Annotated in this window: 15 protein-coding genes and 1 tRNA gene; 12 read left to right on the forward strand and 4 right to left on the reverse strand. The window is 76.4% G+C overall.

What is annotated here, in order from left to right; translation table 11 throughout:
- Nucleotides 1–462 (forward strand): MaoC/PaaZ C-terminal domain-containing protein, encoded by a 462-nt coding sequence (locus tag Q0789_RS01005; RefSeq protein WP_366917594.1) that lies wholly within the window; start codon nucleotides 1–3, stop codon nucleotides 460–462.
- Here Q0789_RS01005 and Q0789_RS01010 read toward each other — a convergent pair.
- Together Q0789_RS01010 and Q0789_RS01015 are read right to left on the reverse strand one after the other, a co-directional pair.
- The gene (locus Q0789_RS01010; protein WP_298801336.1) at nucleotides 431–1,837 is read right to left on the reverse strand and encodes an MFS transporter; all 1,407 of its coding nucleotides are present in this window, start codon (nucleotides 1,835–1,837) and stop codon (nucleotides 431–433) included. The genes Q0789_RS01005 and Q0789_RS01010 overlap by 32 nt on opposite strands.
- The gene (locus Q0789_RS01015) at nucleotides 1,834–2,433 is read right to left on the reverse strand and encodes a helix-turn-helix domain-containing protein (RefSeq protein ID WP_298801337.1); all 600 of its coding nucleotides are present in this window, start codon (nucleotides 2,431–2,433) and stop codon (nucleotides 1,834–1,836) included. Before Q0789_RS01015 ends, Q0789_RS01010 begins: the two co-directional genes overlap by 4 nt.
- Before the next feature lie 119 nt (nucleotides 2,434–2,552).
- On the opposite strand from Q0789_RS01015, the gene Q0789_RS01020 reads away from it, so the two are divergent.
- On the forward strand, nucleotides 2,553–3,686 hold the full coding sequence (locus Q0789_RS01020) for a UDP-N-acetylmuramate dehydrogenase (RefSeq protein WP_298801338.1): 1,134 nt from the start codon (nucleotides 2,553–2,555) through the stop codon (nucleotides 3,684–3,686).
- Between the two features lie 19 nt (nucleotides 3,687–3,705).
- Here Q0789_RS01020 and Q0789_RS01025 read toward each other — a convergent pair whose 3' ends face one another.
- Nucleotides 3,706–4,512 (reverse strand): sirohydrochlorin chelatase, encoded by an 807-nt coding sequence (locus Q0789_RS01025; protein ID WP_298801339.1) that lies wholly within the window; start codon nucleotides 4,510–4,512, stop codon nucleotides 3,706–3,708.
- 202 nt (nucleotides 4,513–4,714) lie between these two features.
- Here Q0789_RS01025 and Q0789_RS01030 point away from each other — a divergent pair, with 202 nt between their 5' ends.
- Together Q0789_RS01030 and Q0789_RS01035 are read left to right on the forward strand one after the other, a co-directional pair.
- Complete coding sequence (locus tag Q0789_RS01030) at nucleotides 4,715–5,305, forward strand: hypothetical protein (protein ID WP_298801340.1); 591 nt, start codon at nucleotides 4,715–4,717, stop codon at nucleotides 5,303–5,305.
- Nucleotides 5,306–5,510: 205 nt separating this feature from the next.
- Nucleotides 5,511–6,236 (forward strand): hypothetical protein, encoded by a 726-nt coding sequence (locus Q0789_RS01035; RefSeq protein ID WP_298801341.1) that lies wholly within the window; start codon nucleotides 5,511–5,513, stop codon nucleotides 6,234–6,236.
- Nucleotides 6,237–6,282: 46 nt separating this feature from the next.
- On the opposite strand, the gene Q0789_RS01040 is transcribed toward Q0789_RS01035, so the two are convergent.
- Nucleotides 6,283–7,521 (reverse strand): pyridoxal phosphate-dependent aminotransferase, encoded by a 1,239-nt coding sequence (locus Q0789_RS01040; RefSeq protein WP_298801342.1) that lies wholly within the window; start codon nucleotides 7,519–7,521, stop codon nucleotides 6,283–6,285.
- 227 nt (nucleotides 7,522–7,748) lie between these two features.
- On the opposite strand from Q0789_RS01040, the gene Q0789_RS01045 reads away from it, so the two are divergent.
- From Q0789_RS01045 to rpoB, 8 genes are all read left to right on the forward strand, one after another.
- Nucleotides 7,749–7,821, forward strand: a tRNA-Trp gene (locus Q0789_RS01045).
- Between the two features lie 143 nt (nucleotides 7,822–7,964).
- Nucleotides 7,965–8,267, forward strand: coding sequence for a preprotein translocase subunit SecE (secE, locus tag Q0789_RS01050; protein ID WP_298801343.1), 303 nt, complete (start codon nucleotides 7,965–7,967; stop codon nucleotides 8,265–8,267).
- Nucleotides 8,268–8,349: 82 nt separating this feature from the next.
- Nucleotides 8,350–9,216 carry a transcription termination/antitermination protein NusG gene (nusG, locus tag Q0789_RS01055; RefSeq protein ID WP_298801344.1) on the forward strand — a complete coding sequence of 289 codons (867 nt, stop codon included), beginning with the start codon at nucleotides 8,350–8,352 and terminating at the stop codon, nucleotides 9,214–9,216.
- 153 nt (nucleotides 9,217–9,369) lie between these two features.
- The gene (gene rplK / locus Q0789_RS01060) at nucleotides 9,370–9,801 is read left to right on the forward strand and encodes a 50S ribosomal protein L11 (protein WP_298801345.1); all 432 of its coding nucleotides are present in this window, start codon (nucleotides 9,370–9,372) and stop codon (nucleotides 9,799–9,801) included.
- Between the two features lie 160 nt (nucleotides 9,802–9,961).
- Nucleotides 9,962–10,675, forward strand: a complete 714-nt coding sequence (gene rplA / locus Q0789_RS01065) for a 50S ribosomal protein L1 (protein ID WP_298801346.1) — start codon at nucleotides 9,962–9,964, stop codon at nucleotides 10,673–10,675.
- Nucleotides 10,676–11,082: 407 nt separating this feature from the next.
- Nucleotides 11,083–11,655 carry a 50S ribosomal protein L10 gene (gene rplJ, locus Q0789_RS01070; RefSeq protein WP_171201649.1) on the forward strand — a complete coding sequence of 191 codons (573 nt, stop codon included), beginning with the start codon at nucleotides 11,083–11,085 and terminating at the stop codon, nucleotides 11,653–11,655.
- Nucleotides 11,656–11,826: 171 nt separating this feature from the next.
- Complete coding sequence (rplL, locus tag Q0789_RS01075) at nucleotides 11,827–12,216, forward strand: 50S ribosomal protein L7/L12 (protein ID WP_298801347.1); 390 nt, start codon at nucleotides 11,827–11,829, stop codon at nucleotides 12,214–12,216.
- Nucleotides 12,217–12,655: 439 nt separating this feature from the next.
- Nucleotides 12,656–16,141, forward strand: a complete 3,486-nt coding sequence (gene rpoB / locus Q0789_RS01080; protein WP_298801348.1) for a DNA-directed RNA polymerase subunit beta — start codon at nucleotides 12,656–12,658, stop codon at nucleotides 16,139–16,141.
- The last annotated feature ends 96 nt before the right edge of the window (nucleotides 16,142–16,237 follow it).

Here is a 16,237-nt window from a genome sequence, read left to right on the forward strand (position 1 = left end):
GTGGGCAGTCAGGAGGCAGGGGGCGACCAGCGGCTCGAGGTCGGGCAGGAGGTCGCCCGCCGCACCTTCGGGGTGCACCGGGCCGACCTCGTGCGCTACGCGGGCGCGAGCGGCGACTTCAACCCCATCCACTGGAGCGAGCGCACGGCGGTGGGCGTGGGGCTCCCCGGCGTCATCGCCCACGGCATGTTCACCATGGCGCTGGCCGGCCGTGTCGTGCAGGACTGGTGCGGCGGCGACCCGGGTCGCGTCAGCAGCTTCGGCGTGCGCTTCACCAAGCCGGTCGTCGTGCCCGAGGAGGGCACCGAGGTCGAGGTCGTCGCCGTCGTCGGCGCGCTCGACGAGGGGGCCCCGGCCGAGGGGGACGCCCCGGCCCGGCCCGCGACGGTCCGCCTCGACCTCACCGCGACGTGCGCCGGCGTCTCCGTGCTCACGCGGGCGCGGGCGGTCGTGCGGCGCTGAGGACGTCGGCGCGCTCGCGCTCCTGGCGGCGGGCGGGCAGGTAGAGGGGCGCCGCGAGCGCGAGGACGACCGCCCCGACGAGCATCGCGGCGCCCAGCGAGGCGCCGTCCGCGAGGGCGCCCAGCACCACCGCCCCGAGGGCGGCGGCGGGCTGGGCGACCATCGAGTTCATCGACAGCACCACCGTGCGGTTCTCGCGCGTCGCCTGCCGGTGCAGCAGCGCCGCGTGCAGCGGGTTGCTCGCCCCGTGCACGGCGTAGCAGGCGAGGTACGCCGTCACGACGCCCACCGGCCCGGCCAGGAGGGCGAGCCCGACGACGGTGGCCCCCTGCACCACCCGGAGCGCCCCAGCGACGACGGCGGTGCCGAAGCGTCGTGCCAGTCCCGCCGCCGCCGTCGCCCCGACGGCGGCCGCGAGCCAGCCGGCCGCGCTGACGGGCCCCATGAGCTGCCCGGCGCGCTCGGTGCCCGCCGCCACCGACCCCGCGAGCACCTCCGCCAGCCGCGGGGGCGTCAGCGTCTCGAAGGCGACCATGCCGAACCCCCAGCACGCCTCCACGGCGAGGAGCGCGACCAGCACCCGCGAGCGCCGCGCGACCCGCAGGCCCCCGACGACGGTCCGCGGCACGTCGCGCACCGCCCCGGTGAGCGCGCGGCGCCCGCGGGCGCCGTCGGCCCGTCGCGGGGGCTCGCGCACGAGGAGGGCCACCGCCAGCACGCCCGCCGCGCTGACGACGAGGGCGACGGCGACCGGCAGGGCCAGGGGCGCGCCCGGCCACCCCAGCGCGGGGGCCGCCGCGACGAGGCCGCCGGAGACGAGCGCCCCGGCGCCCACGGACGCGTTGAGCGCCACGGCGCCCCGGGCCACGCCCGCCTCGACGCGCTCCTGCGCCCCACCGGGAGCACCGCCGGGCCCGCTGCCCGCCCCGCGCGGGTCGGTGTCCGCCGCGAGGGCCGCGTCGACGTACCAGGACTGCAGCGGGCCGGAGTCGAGCGCCCGCCAGACCCCCATGAGGGCGAAGGCGGCGGCGTACCCGGCGGGGGAGCCGGCGACGAGGAGGACCGCGAGGGCCGCCGTGCCGACGAGCCCCGCGACGACGAGCAGCGGCCGGCGCCCCAGCGCGTCCGCCAGCCCCCCGGTCGGCAGCTCCAGGAGCAGCACGACGACGCCCTGGGCGGCGGCGACGAGGCCCACCTCGGCGAGCGACAGGCCCCGGTCGACGGCGAGGAGCACGAGGACGGGCACGAGCAGCCCCGTGGGGAACCACCGGAGGGCGGTGAGCGCCACGTAGCGCCGTCGGGCGGCGTCCGCGCCCAGGGGCGTCCGGCCGGGGGCGACGGCCGGGCCGACGGGTGGGCCGGCGGGCGCCGTCACCAGGGGAGCCCGTGGTAGACGAGCGAGACGCGCCGGGCTCCCGGCGCCGCCGGGTCGCTGCGCGCGGCCCAGCGGTGCGCGAGGTCGTGCAGCTCGCGCCGCAGCTCGACGAGCTGGTCGAGCGTGAGGGAGAGCTGCTCGTCGCCGCTGGTCGACGCCGCCACCCACTCCCGCGGCAGCGCCGGCTCGGCGGCGAGGTGCTCGTCGAGCAGGGCCGCGTACCGGTCGTGGACGGCGCGCCGGAGCCCGTCCACCGCCAGCCGCCGCTCGGGGTCGTCGTGGGCCTCGGCCGGGTCGAAGCTCGTCGTCCGGGCGGCGGCCCGCCACCAGCGCTCGCGCCGGTCGCGCGCCCGCTCCGGGGCCTCGAGGACGAAGCCGTGCCGCGCCAGCACGCCGACGTGGTAGCTCACGGAGCCCGGCGGCTCGTCGAGGAGATCGCCGAGCATGCCGACGCTCTGGGGGCCGCGGACGCGCAGCTCGCCGAGGAGCCGCAGGCGGACGGGGTGCGCGAGCGCCCGCATGGCGCGGGGGTCGGTGACGCGGGTGGAGCCCGTGGGCAGCTCCGGCGGCGGGGGCGCGGCGTCCTCGGTGGTCACGGCCGGGACGCTAGAACTGCAAGAGACCTCGTGCAAGACCCGTTGTGGAACGACGCCCCCCTGCGGCGACCCGGGCGCGGCCTCGTCGGGGGTGGCGGGGCCCGCCTACCCTGGGCCCGGTGAGCACCCAGGAGCAGGCGCCCGCCGACCGCGACGCCGACGCCGACGCCGGTGCCGGCGGGACCGGCGCAGGCGCGAGCACGGCTCCCGGCGCGCCGCTGGCGACCCGGACGACGCTGCGCGTCGGCGGCCGGCCGGCGCGCGAGGTCGTGGCCCGCACCCAGGCCGAGCTCGTGGACGCCGTCCGCGGCGCGGACGCGCGCGGCGAGGAGGTGCTGCTCGTCGCGGGGGGCTCGAACCTGCTCGTGGCCGACGGCGACCTGCCGGTGACAGCGGTCGTCGTCGCCTCCCACGGGCTGCGGCGCGAGCCGGTCGACGCCTGCGGGGGCGTGTGGGTCACGGCCGAGGCGGGGCACCCCTGGGAGGACCTCGTCGCCGAGACGACGGCGAACGGCTGGCTCGGGCTGGAGGCCCTGTCCGGCATCCCCGGGTCGACGGGCGCGACGCCCGTCCAGAACGTCGGCGCGTACGGCGCCGACGTCGCCGGGACGCTGGCCCAGGTGCGCACGTGGGACCGCCGGGAGGGGCGCCTGCGCACCCTCGCCGTCGGCGACCTGCGGCTCGGCTACCGCACCTCGCTGCTCAAGGAGGACCCCGACCGCTTCGTCGTCCTCGACGTCACCTTCCAGCTGCGGGAGGGGGAGCTCGGCGGGCAGGTGCGCTACGCCGAGCTCGCCGACCGCCTCGGCGTGCCGGTCGGCGGGCGGGCGCCCGCGGCCGACGTCCGCGAGGCGGTGCTCGCGCTGCGGCGCGGCAAGGGGATGGTGCTCGACGACCCCGCGGCCGGCGTCGTCGACCACGACACCTGGAGCGCGGGCTCCTTCTTCACCAACCCGGTCCTGGGCGCGGCGAAGGCCGACGCACTGCCCGAGGGCGCCCCCCGCTACCCGGCGGACGGCGGCGTCAAGACGAGCGCCGCCTGGCTCATCGCGGCCGCGGGCTTCGAGCGGGGCCACGGCCTGCCCGGCCCGGCGGCGCTGTCCACCAAGCACACCCTCGCCGTCACCAACCGCGGCGGGGCGAGCGCGCGGGACGTCCTCGCCCTGGCCCGCGAGGTCCGCGACGGCGTCGCCGAGCGCTTCGGCGTGCGCCTGGAGCCGGAGCCCCGGCTCGTGGGCTGCTCGCTCGGCTGAGCCGCCCGCTGGGCCGGGGCTACCGGCCGCCCGCCCCGGCCGCCGGCTCGCGCTCCGGCGACGTCCCCGGCAGGCGCTCCGGACCCCGCCCCGCCACCGCGTCGTCGTAGCGCGACCAGACCGCGGCGAGGACCCTCGGCTCCAGGCCGCCCCCCGGGGCGGTGAGCAGCGGCGCGGCGACGGCGTCGGCGCCGGCCGCGGCCAGGCGGTCGTGGAAGTGGCCGGGCCCCAGCAGGTAGGAGGCCACGACGACGCGCGAACCGGCGGGGGACGCCGCGCGCAGGGCGGCCACCGCCTCGGGCACGCGCGGGTCCGCCGCCGCCCCGTACCCGACGACGACCGCACCCTCCCGCCGCCCCCGCAGCGCCGCCGCGACGCGCTCGGTGTCGCGCGCCGAGCGGGGGTCGCCCGAGCCGGCGACCGCGAGGACAACGGGGTCGGCGGGGGCCGCTCCCGCCTCCGCGAGGCGGTCGGCGAGGACGGCGTCGAGCAGCGGGTGCGGCCCCAGCGGTCCCGCCGAGACGGCGCGCGGCCACGGCGCGACGGCCCGCGCGACGTCGGAGCCCACGTGGTACCCGGCGGACAGCAGCACGGGCACGACGACGACGTCGCGCCCGCCCGCGAGCCCCGCCACGACGTCGGCGACGGCGGGCGGCTGGACGTCGACGAAGGCGGCGCGGACGGCCGTGCCGGGGCGCTGGCGCCCGAGGGCGCCCACGAGCGCGCCGACGGTGCGCCGGCCGAGCGGGCCGCGCGTGCCGTGGGCGCAGAGGACGAGCACGGGCTCCTCGTCGTCCCGGCCGGCGTCGCGGGGGAGGGGGTCCACCCGCCGATGGTGGCACCCGCGGCGCGGCGGCGGTCCCCCGGCGCCCCCCGTCGGACGGTGCGGCGACGCGGCGGGCGGGGCGGCGGCACCTCGGCCCGGGACGTCCTCCGCCGCTGGGCGGCTCCTGGGCGCCGCCTGCGGACCTGCTCCCGGCGGGCGCGCCCACGGGGGCGCCGCGGTCCGCGGCTGCGAGGATCGCCCCATGAGCACCCCTGACGACAGCACCCGGCGGACGCCCGCCGACCCGACCGACCTCGCCGTCCCCGACACCGCCACGAGCGGCGCGACGGCGACCGGCCCGACCACGGGCGCGGCGTCCCGCCCCGCCGGCACGGCGACCGACCTGGACGGCGACGGCGTCGTCGACGGCGCGGAAGAGGACGGCGACGTCCTCGTCGTCGAGGACGAGCCGTCCGGCGGAGGGTCCGCGGGCCCTGGCCTCGCGCTGGCGGGCCTCCTCACCGGCCTCCTCGCCCTCTTCTTCGCGGGCACCGAGTCCGCCGTCCGCGAGTGCACGCCCGACCCGGTGGGCGCGGTGGCCACCGGCGTCGACGGGTACCTCACGGCGCTCCTGCTCGCCGTCGTCGCGGTGGTCCTCTCCGCCGTCGGCATCGCGCTGTCCCGCTCCTCGCGCTGGGGCGGGGCCGTCGGCGTCGCGGGCGTCGTGGTCGGCGTCCTCGTCGTCGTCGTCTGGCTCCTGTCGGTGTGGGTGCTGTCGGCCGACCCCGTCGACATCGCCACCATCACCTCCCAGGAGCAGGGCCTGCCGCTGCAGGGCTTCGGCTGCGCCTGAGCCCACCCGCCTCCCCGCTCGACGAGGGCCCCGCGACCGCCGGTCGCGGGGCCCTCGTCGTCCGGGGCCCTCGTCGTCCGGGGCCCTCGTCGTCCGGGGCCCTCGTCGTCCGGCGCCCTCGCCCTCCGGCCCTGGTCGTCGGCGCCGCCGGACGCGCGCCGCGGCCGCGCCGCCCCACGGCCCGGCAGGTGGGAGCATGCGCGACGTGGGACTGGGTGGAGCGCCGGGCGAGTGGGCCGACTACGAGTGGTTCCGGCTCGACGACCTGCCCGCCGCGCCGGAGCCCCGCCGGCCCGCGCGCCGCCGGGCGGTCGCCCCGGAGCCCGTCGGCGAGCCCGTCCCGCCGGTCGCGGCGGCCGAGCCCGACCCGCTGGGCGACGCCGTCGGCGCCTGGCTGGACCAGGACCCGCTGTGGGGGGAGGGCGAGGGCGCGAAGGTCCTCCTCGCCGACCTCGACAACCTGCGCGCCGGCCCCGTGCGCTGGCGGGCGCGCATGTCGGTCGTCGTCCGGCTGGCCCGCCAGGCCGACGTCGTCGGCATCTCCGGCCAGCACGGCGCCGCCGGGCGGGCCGCCCCCCACCTCGGCGAGTGGGCGGGCGCGGTGCGCGCCGTGGACGACGGCAGCGACCTCGCCGACCACGAGCTGCTGGCGGTCGCCGCGGCCGTGCCCGCGTCCGCCGAGCCGCTGCGCGTCGTCGTCATGAGCAACGACGGGATCTTCGCCGACCTCGCCGAGCGGGGCCGGCTCGTCGTCGCCTCGCCGGGCGCGGACGCGCTCAGCGAGCGCCTCGACGGCGCCGCGGCCGACGTCGTCGACCTCGCCGCGCTCGAGGGCGCCCTGTCCCGGCAGCTGGCCGACCGGCTGCCGGGCCCCCTGGCGGAGCAGCTCGCCGCCGCGCTCGCCGCGGACGACGTCGCGCCGGTGGCCTGAGGCCCCCCGGAGGCGCCTCCCGACGGCGCATCTCCGGGGGCAGTCGTCAGCGGGCCTCGGCGAGCAGGCGCTGCAGCCGGCCGACGCCCTCGACGAGGTCGTCGTCGCCGAGCGCGTAGGACAGGCGCAGGTAGCCGCTGGGGCCGAACGCCTCCCCGGGGACCACCGCGACCTCGGCCTCGGCGAGGACCAGCTCGGCGAGCTCGGCCGAGGTGGTGGGCGTGCGCCCGCGCAGCTCGCGACCGAGCAGGCCCTGCACGCTCGGGTAGGCGTAGAAGGCGCCCTGCGGCATCGGGCAGACGACGCCGTCCACCTCGCGCAGCATCGAGACCATCGTCCGGCGGCGGCGGTCGAAGGCCTCCCGCATGGCGGCGACGGCCGACAGGTCGCTCTCGAGGGCGGCCACGGCCGCTCGCTGGGAGACGTTGGCCACGTTGGACGTGAGGTGCGACTGCAGGTTCGTGGCGGCGCGGACGACGTCGGCGGGCCCGGCCAGCCAGCCGACCCGCCACCCGGTCATGGCGTAGGTCTTGGCGACGCCGTTGAGGACGACGCACGTGCTCGCCAGCTCGGGCACGACGACGGGCATCGACGCCGCCTGCGCGCCGTCGTAGACGAGGTGCTCGTAGATCTCGTCGGTGACGACCCAGACGCCGTGCTCCAGCGCCCAGCGGCCGATGGCCTCCACCTGCTCGCGCGGGTAGACGGCGCCCGTGGGGTTCGAGGGCGAGCAGAAGAGCAGCACCTTCGTGCGCGGCGTGCGCGCCGCCTCGAGCTGCTCGACGGTCACGAGGTAGTCGGCGTCCTCCCCGGCGAACACCTCGACGGGGACGCCGCCCGCCAGGCGCACGGCCTCGGGGTAGGTCGTCCAGTAGGGAGCCGGCAGGAGCACCTCGTCGCCCGGGTCGAGGAGGGTCGCGAAGGCCGTGTAGACCGCCTGCTTGCCGCCGTTGGTGACGAGGACCTGCGACGGGTCGAGCTCGAGCCCGGAGTCGCGCGCCGTCTTGGCGGCGATCGCCCGGCGCAGCTCGGGCAGCCCGGCGGCGGGGGTGTACCGGTGATTCTCCGGCCGCCGCGCCGCGGCGACCGCCGCCTCGACCACCGGGGCGGGCGTGGGGAAGTCGGGCTCGCCCGCGCCGAAGCCGATGACGGGGCGGCCCTCGGCCTTGAGGGCCTTGGCGCGGGCGTCGACGGCCAGGGTGGCCGACTCGGCGATGCCGCCGACCCGGGCGGACACCCGGGGGCGCGACGGGGCGGGGGCGGGGGCGTCCGTCTGGGGGCTCACGCCGCGATCCTCCCACCGCGGGCCTCCCGCGGGCGGGGAGGACCGGCCGCTGGACCGCGGCGTCCCGGGCGCGGGGGCGGGACCGGCGCGCCGGGGTCGACGGAGGCCGGCGGGCGCGGCGGGGCTCGGCGGTTCGACTCCGGCGGCGGTCGCCGCGTACAGTGACGGTCGGCTGCACAGGTGCGCCGTCCGCCGCCCCCGGGCGCGGTCGGCGGCCGCGCGGCCGAAGGGCAGTGGCGCAATTGGTAGCGCACCGGTCTCCAAAACCGGCGGTTGTGGGTTCGAGTCCCTCCTGCCCTGCGGACGTCGGCTCCTCCGGGAGCCGGCGTGGCAGCCGAGCGGACCGGCGCGGGGGGCGCCCAGGCGGGCGCCGTCGCGCGGGTCCGACCGTGGCGGGCGGACCCCGCCGAGACCTCCGACCGACGCCCCAGGCAGGAGCCCCTGTGACGCACGCCGACGCGGCCGACGCCCCCCGTCCCGGAGGGGACGCCTCCGGCGAGGGCGGCGGCTCCTCGCCGGCCCGGCGTCGCGGCGCCGAGGCCGAGCGCCCGGGGCCCGGGGCGCGGCTCGTCCGCTTCCTGCGCGAGGTGCTGGCCGAGCTCCGCAAGGTCGTGCGCCCCACGCGCCGCGAGCTCCTCACCTACACCTCGGTCGTGCTCGTCTTCGTGGCCGTCGTCATGCTCTACGTCTCGGGCCTGGACTACGTCTTCGGGCGAGCCGTCCTGTGGGTCTTCGGCGGCGGCTGAGCCGCCCTCCCGACCCGACCCCCCACCTCGCGGTGGACGCGCGCCCCCACCGCCCAGCACGCCGGAAGGCAGGCCCACCCCCGTGACCGAGCAGCAGGCCGAGCAGGCCCACGACGAGCAGGCCCAGGACGAGCAGCTCCAGGACGAGCAGGTGCAGCACGTGGACGACGACCAGGCGGACCCCGCGGTCGAGGACGCCCTGGACCGCGAGCTGGCGGCCGAGGGCGCCTCCTCCGCCGAGGACACCGCCTCCTCCGACGACGCCCCCGCGGCCGAGGCGGCCCCGGGCGACGGCGCCGTCGGCCCGGTCGACGTCGACGCCTCCGACGACGAGGGCGACCCGGTCGAGGAGTTCAAGGCCGCCCTGCGGCGCGAGCCCGGCGACTGGTACGTCATCCACTCCTACGCGGGCTACGAGAACCGCGTGAAGGCGAACCTCGAGAACCGCATCACCAGCCTCAACATGGAGGACTACATCTACGGGGTCGAGGTCCCCATGGAGGAGGTGACGGAGATCAAGAACGGCCAGCGCAAGCTCGTGCGCCGCGTCCGGATCCCCGGCTACGTCCTCGTGCGCATGGACCTCACCGACGAGTCGTGGGGCGCCGTCCGCCACACCCCGGGCGTCACCGGGTTCGTGGGGCACACCCACCAGCCCGTGCCGCTGAGCCACGACGAGGTCTTCTCCATGCTGGCCCCGACGATCGCCCCCCGCGAGCAGCGCCAGGGCGCCGGCGGCGGCGGCGGTGGCGGCCAGCAGCCGTCGCGCCCCACCGAGGTCGACTTCGAGGTCGGCGAGTCCGTCACCGTCATGGAGCCGCCGTTCGAGACGCTCCCGGCGACCATCACCGAGATCAACGCGGACGCCCAGAAGCTCAAGGTCCTCGTGTCGATCTTCGGCCGCGAGACGCCGGTCGAGCTCGCCTTCACCCAGGTCGCCAAGCTCTAGGCGCCCACCGGGCGGCCGCCGCCCCGCCGCGCGCGGGGCCGGCCGCCCGCCCCCCGACCACCGGCGGCGAGTCAGCGCCGCCGGCCCCGGGGCGCCCGTCGGCGCCCCGGCCCGCGCCAGCGGGACCTGCGACACGAGAGACGAGGACGTGCCATGCCCCCCAAGAAGAGGGTCTCCGGGCTCATCAAGCTCCAGATCAAGGCCGGCGCCGCGACGCCGGCCCCGCCGATCGGTCCCGCGCTGGGCCAGCACGGCGTGAACATCATGGAGTTCTGCAAGGCCTACAACGCCGCCACGGAGTCCCAGCGCGGCAACGTGGTCCCGGTGGAGATCACGGTCTACGAGGACCGCTCCTTCACCTTCATCACCAAGACCCCGCCGGCCGCAGAGCTCATCAAGAAGGCCGCGGGCGTCGACAAGGGCTCCCCGACGCCGCACACGACGAAGGTCGCGAACCTCACCGCCGAGCAGGTCCGCGCCATCGCGGAGCAGAAGCTCGAGGACCTCAACGCCAACGACGTGGACGCCGCCAGCAAGATCATCGCGGGCACCGCCCGGTCGATGGGCATCACCGTCCAGGGCTGAGCCCCGCGCGCGCACCGCCGGCCGGACCTCCGGCCGGCGCCCCCCGGCCCGCCGGGGACCCGCAGGACCCGCACCACCAGTGGCAGGGCCCGCGCTGGCCCGCCGACCACGACTCCACCCACCCCACCGCGGCGCACCGCCGCGACCACGAGGAGCTGACATGCGCAGCAAGAAGTACCGCGCCTCCGCCGAGAAGATCGACGACACGCGCCTCTACGCGCCGCTCGACGCCGTGCGCCTGGCCCGCGAGACGTCGACGACCTCCTACGACGCCACGGTCGAGGTCGCCATGCGCCTCGGCGTCGACCCGCGCAAGGCGGACCAGATCGTCCGCGGCACGGTCAACCTGCCGCACGGCACGGGCAAGACCGCCCGCGTGCTCGTCTTCGCGACGGGCGAGCGCGCCGCGCAGGCCGAGGCCGCCGGCGCCGACGTCGTCGGCGGCGACGAGCTCATCGAGCGCGTCCAGGGCGGCTTCCTGGACTTCGACGCGGCGGTCGCCACGCCCGACCTCATGGGCAAGGTCGGTCGCCTGGGTCGCGTGCTCGGCCCCCGCGGCCTCATGCCGAACCCGCGCACCGGCACCGTCACGATGGACGTCGCCAAGGCCGTGTCCGACATCAAGGGCGGCCGGATCGAGTTCCGGGTCGACAAGCACTCCAACCTCCACTTCGTCGTGGGCAAGACGTCCTTCACGGACACCCAGCTCGTGGAGAACTACGGCGCCGCCCTCGACGAGGTGCTGCGGCTCAAGCCGTCGGCGTCCAAGGGCCGCTACATCAGCAAGGCGACGATGACGACGACGATGGGCCCGGGCATCCCGCTCGACGCCTCGCGCACCCGCGGCCTCCTCGAGGAGACCCCGGCGATCTGACCGCCACCGCGCCGGGGGCCGATCGGCACCCCGGCCCGGCCCGCTGCAGCGCCAGAGCCCCCGCCCCTCCCGGGCGGGGGCTCTCGCGCGCCCGGGGGTCGCCCGCGCCGGGGGAGGTGACCGCGCCGGGGGCGGCGATTTGGAGCGAGGCGCTCCGGCCGCCTACTCTCTCCACGACCGTAGACCGCCGGTCGCCGTCCGCCCGCGGACGGCGCCAAGGTCCCGCGCTCGACGCGGGTGCCGGCGCAGGTGCCAGCAGCTCCGACGCGGACCCCCCGGGTGCGCGTCGCCCCGAGCCCCGTGCGCCTCGCGCCGGGGCTCTCGTCGTCCTCGGGGCCGACCCGGCGGGCCGCCCCCGGGCGCCCCGCCGGCGGTGGTGACCACCCACCCACCCCGGAAGGAGGGCCATGGCGAACCCTGAGAAGGAAGCGGCGGTCGCCGAGCTGGCGGAGAAGTTCCGCGGCTCGAACGCCGCCGTGCTCACCGAGTACCGCGGGCTCACCGTCGCCCAGCTCAAGCGGCTGCGGCGCGCGCTGGGCGAGAACGCGACGTACTCCGTCTCGAAGAACACGCTGACGAAGATCGCGGCCCGCCAGGCCGGCGTCGAGGCCTTCGACGCCGACCTCAACGGCCCCACGGCCATCGCGTTCGTCACCGGCGACCCGGTGGAGGCGGCGAAGGGCCTGCGCGACTTCGCGCGCGACAACCCGCAGCTCGTCATCAAGGCCGGCCTGCTCGACGGCCGCGCCGTGAGCGCGGCCGAGGTCACGCAGCTCGCCGACCTCGAGTCCCGCGAGGTCCTGCTCGCCAAGGCCGCGGGCGCCATGAAGGCGACCCTGTCGCGGGGCGCCTTCGTCCTCGCCGCGCCGCTGTCCAAGGCGGTCCGGACCGTCGAGGCGCTGCGCGTCGAGCGCGAGGCCCAGGGCGGCGGGTCCGCCGACGCCGCCGAGGCGGCCGAGCCCGCCACCGCGGACGCCTGAGCCGCACCACCCACCCGCGCGCGGCCCCGGCCGCCCGCACGCGCCCGCCCGCGGGCGCCGCACCGCACCGCACCGCCCGACGAACCCGCCCGCACCGCCCGGTGACCCCCTGGTGACCGGGGACCGGTGACGGGCACCCCCACGAGGGACCGACCAGAGAGGACCGCCCCCATGGCGAAGCTCAGCACCGACGAGCTGCTCGACGCGTTCAAGGAGCTCACGCTCATCGAGCTCTCCGACTTCGTGAAGAAGTTCGAGGAGACCTTCGACGTCACCGCCGCCGCCCCCGTGGCCGTGGCCGGCGGCGCCGCCGCCGGCGGCGGCGCGCCCGCCGAGGCCGAGGAGGAGAAGACGGAGTTCGACGTCGTCCTCGAGGCCGCCGGCGACAAGAAGATCCAGGTCATCAAGGAGGTGCGCGCCCTCACGAGCCTCGGCCTGAAGGAGGCCAAGGACCTCGTGGACGGCGCCCCCAAGAACGTCCTCGAGGGCGTGGCCAAGGACGCGGCCGACGCCGCGAAGGCGCAGCTCGAGGGCGCCGGCGCCACCGTCACCGTCAAGTGACGACCTCCGCCGCCCGCCGCTGACGCGGCGGACGGCGGAGAGCACCACCGCCGAGGGGCGGGGGTCGCGGCACGAGCCGCGACCCCCGCCCCTCACCGCGGGCGCCGACCCCTCGGGCTCCGACGGCTCGGCCGGGTCCGACGTGGTCCGACGGCATCCGTCCGGCGCGCCCGGCTTGACCGGGGGCGCCCCCTGGGCGAGAGTTCCCACGCACCAGCCCGGCCGCCGGGTCACCCGCGGCGGCCCGCGGCCCCGACGACGACGTCGCCGCCGCCGGTTGGACACGCGAGCCTGCCTGCGACTACGCTCGCGACTTCGCCCTGTCCTGCGCCGACCCCTCAGATGCCCGCGTCCCGTGACGACGCGCCGGTGGGGGGTGTCCGGCAGCGCCCCCCAGGACGGCGACCGATCCGCCCGCAGGCACGTGGAAGGACCCTCCTTGGCCGTCTCGCGCACAGCGTCTGACTCCACCACCCCCAGCTCCGCCGCACGCCGCATCTCCTTCGCCAAGATCGACGAGCCGCTCGACGTCCCCGACCTCCTCGCCCTCCAGACCGAGAACTTCGACTGGCTGCTGGGCAACGAGCGCTGGCAGGCCCGCGTGGCCGACGCGCTCGAGCAGGGCCGCCAGGACGTGCCCACGAGCTCCGGCCTCGAGGAGATCTTCGAGGAGATCTCGCCGATCGAGGACTTCAGCGGCTCCATGTCGCTGTCCTTCCGCGACCACCGCTTCGAGCCTCCGAAGTACTCCCTCGAGGAGTGCAAGGAGCGCGACATGACCTACGCCGCGCCGCTTTTCGTCACGGCCGAGTTCATGAACGCCACCACGGGCGAGATCAAGAGCCAGACGGTCTTCATGGGCGACTTCCCGCTCATGACCGACCGCGGCACCTTCGTCATCAACGGCACCGAGCGCGTCGTCGTCTCGCAGCTCGTCCGCTCGCCGGGCGTCTACTTCGAGCGCTCGGTCGACAAGCTGTCCGACAAGGACGTCTACACCGCCAAGGTCATCCCCTCGCGCGGCGCGTGGCTCGAGTTCGAGGTCGACAAGCGCGACACCGTGGGCGTGCGCGTCGACCGCAAGCGCAAGCAGTCGGTCACGGTCCTGCTCAAGGCGCTCGGGTGGAGCGAGGCGAAGATCCTCGAGGAGTTCGGCGACTTCGAGTCGATCCGCACGACCCTCGAGAAGGACGGCGCCCAGAGCACCGACGACGCGCTGCTGGACCTGTACCGCAAGCTGCGCCCGGGCGAGCCGCCCACGCGCGAGGCCGCGCAGACGCTGCTCGAGAACCTGTACTTCAACCCCAAGCGCTACGACCTCGCCAAGGTCGGCCGCTACAAGCTCAACAAGAAGCTCGGCATGTCCGAGCCGCTGTCCGAGGGCGTGCTCTCGGTCGACGACATCGCCGCCACGGTGCGCCTGCTCGTCACCCTCCACGCCGGCGGGACGACGATGCCGGGCGTCGACGAGGACGGGCAGCCGACCGACGTGCGCGTCGAGGTCGACGACATCGACCACTTCGGCAACCGCCGCCTGCGCAGCGTCGGCGAGCTCATCCAGAACCAGGTCCGCACGGGCCTGTCCCGGATGGAGCGCGTCGTGCGCGAGCGCATGACGACGCAGGACGTCGAGGCCATCACGCCCCAGACGCTCATCAACATCCGCCCCGTCGTGGCCTCCATCAAGGAGTTCTTCGGGACGAGCCAGCTGAGCCAGTTCATGGACCAGACCAACCCGCTCGCGGGCCTGACCCACAAGCGCCGCCTCTCGGCGCTCGGCCCCGGTGGTCTGTCCCGCGACCGCGCCGGCATGGACGTCCGCGACGTCCACCCGTCGCACTACGGCCGCATGTGCCCGATCGAGACCCCGGAGGGCCCGAACATCGGCCTCATCGGGTCGCTGTCGAGCTACGGGCGCATCAACGCCTTCGGGTTCGTCGAGACCCCGTACCGCACCATCGCGGACGGCGTGGTGTCCGACGAGGTCGTGTACCTCACGGCGGACGACGAGGACGACGTCGTCATCGCCCAGGCCAACGCGCCGCTGACCGACGACCACCGCTTCGCCGAGGCCCGCGTTCTCGTGCGCAGCAAGGGCGGCGAGGCGGAGTTCGTGCCGGCCGACGAGGTCGACTACATGGACGTCTCGCCGCGGCAGATGGTGTCCGTCGCGACGGCGATGATCCCGTTCCTCGAGCACGACGACGTCAACCGCGCGCTCATGGGCTCGAACATGCAGCGCCAGGCCGTGCCGCTCGTCAAGGCCGAGGCCCCGCTCGTGGGCACCGGCATGGAGCGCCACGCGGCGGTCGACGCCGGCGACGTCGTCGTCGCGACGAAGGCGGGCGCGGTCACCGAGGTCTCCGCGGACGCGGTGGTCGTCAGCAACGACGACGGCAGCTCCTCGACGTACCGGCTGGCGAAGTTCACGCGCTCCAACCAGGGCACGTCGTACAACCAGCGCGTCGTCGTCGACGAGGGCGTGCACGTCGAGGTCGGCGACGTCCTCGCCGACGGCCCGTCGACGGACAACGGCGAGCTGGCGCTCGGCAAGAACCTGCTCGTGGCCTTCATGTCCTGGGAGGGCCACAACTTCGAGGACGCGATCATCCTGTCGCAGCGGATCGTGCAGGACGACGTCCTGTCCTCGATCCACATCGAGGAGCACGAGGTCGACGCCCGCGACACCAAGCTGGGCGCCGAGGAGATCACGCGCGACATCCCCAACGTCTCCGAGGAGGTCCTCGCCGACCTCGACGAGCGGGGCATCATCCGCATCGGCGCCGAGGTCGTCCCCGGCGACGTCCTCGTCGGCAAGGTCACGCCCAAGGGCGAGACCGAGCTGACCCCCGAGGAGCGGCTGCTGCGCGCGATCTTCGGCGAGAAGGCGCGCGAGGTGCGCGACACCTCGCTCAAGGTGCCTCACGGCGAGACCGGCACCGTCATCGGCGTCAAGGTCTTCGACCGCGACGAGGGCGACGAGCTGCCGCCGGGCGTCAACCAGCTCGTCCGCGTCTACACGGCCCAGCGCCGCAAGATCACGGACGGCGACAAGCTGGCCGGCCGCCACGGCAACAAGGGCGTCATCTCGAAGATCCTCCCCGTCGAGGACATGCCCTTCCTCGAGGACGGCACCCCGGTCGACATCGTGCTCAACCCGCTCGGCGTGCCGGGCCGCATGAACGTCGGCCAGGTGCTCGAGCTGCACCTCGGGTGGATCGCCTCCCGCGGCTGGCAGGTCGAGGGCACGCCGGACTGGGCGGCCTCGCTGCCCGAGGCGGCCTGGAGCGCCGAGCCCCGCACCAACGTCGCGTCGCCGGTCTTCGACGGCGCCTCGGAGGACGAGATCACCGGGCTGCTCGGCTCGACGACGCCGAACCGCGACGGGGTCCGCCTCGTCGACGGCACGGGCAAGGCCCGGCTCTTCGACGGCCGCTCCGGCGAGCCGTTCCCCGAGCCGGTGTCGGTGGGCTACCAGTACATCCTCAAGCTCCACCACCTCGTCGACGACAAGATCCACGCCCGCTCCACGGGCCCCTACTCGATGATCACGCAGCAGCCCCTGGGCGGTAAGGCCCAGTTCGGCGGCCAGCGGTTCGGCGAGATGGAGGTGTGGGCCCTCGAGGCCTACGGCGCCGCCTACGCGCTCCAGGAGCTGCTGACGATCAAGTCCGACGACGTCCTGGGCCGCGTGAAGGTCTACGAGGCCATCGTCAAGGGGGAGAACATCCCCGAGCCCGGCATCCCCGAGTCCTTCAAGGTGCTCATCAAGGAGATGCAGTCGCTCTGCCTGAACGTCGAGGTGCTCTCGGCCGACGGCACGATGATCGAGATGCGCGACTCGGACGACGACGTGTTCCGCGCCGCCGAGGAGCTCGGCATCGACCTGTCCCGGCGCGAGCCGAGCAGCGTCGAGGAGGTCTGAGCCGGTGACCGGCGCGCGCCCGCGGGCGCGCGCCGGTCACCCCGTGCGCCGTCCCCGCGGCCCCGTCCCCGCCCCGGCGGGAGCGGGCCGCCGGGG

The organism is uncultured Pseudokineococcus sp. (genome assembly GCF_947499845.1).
Lineage (GTDB): Bacteria > Actinomycetota > Actinomycetes > Actinomycetales > Quadrisphaeraceae > Pseudokineococcus.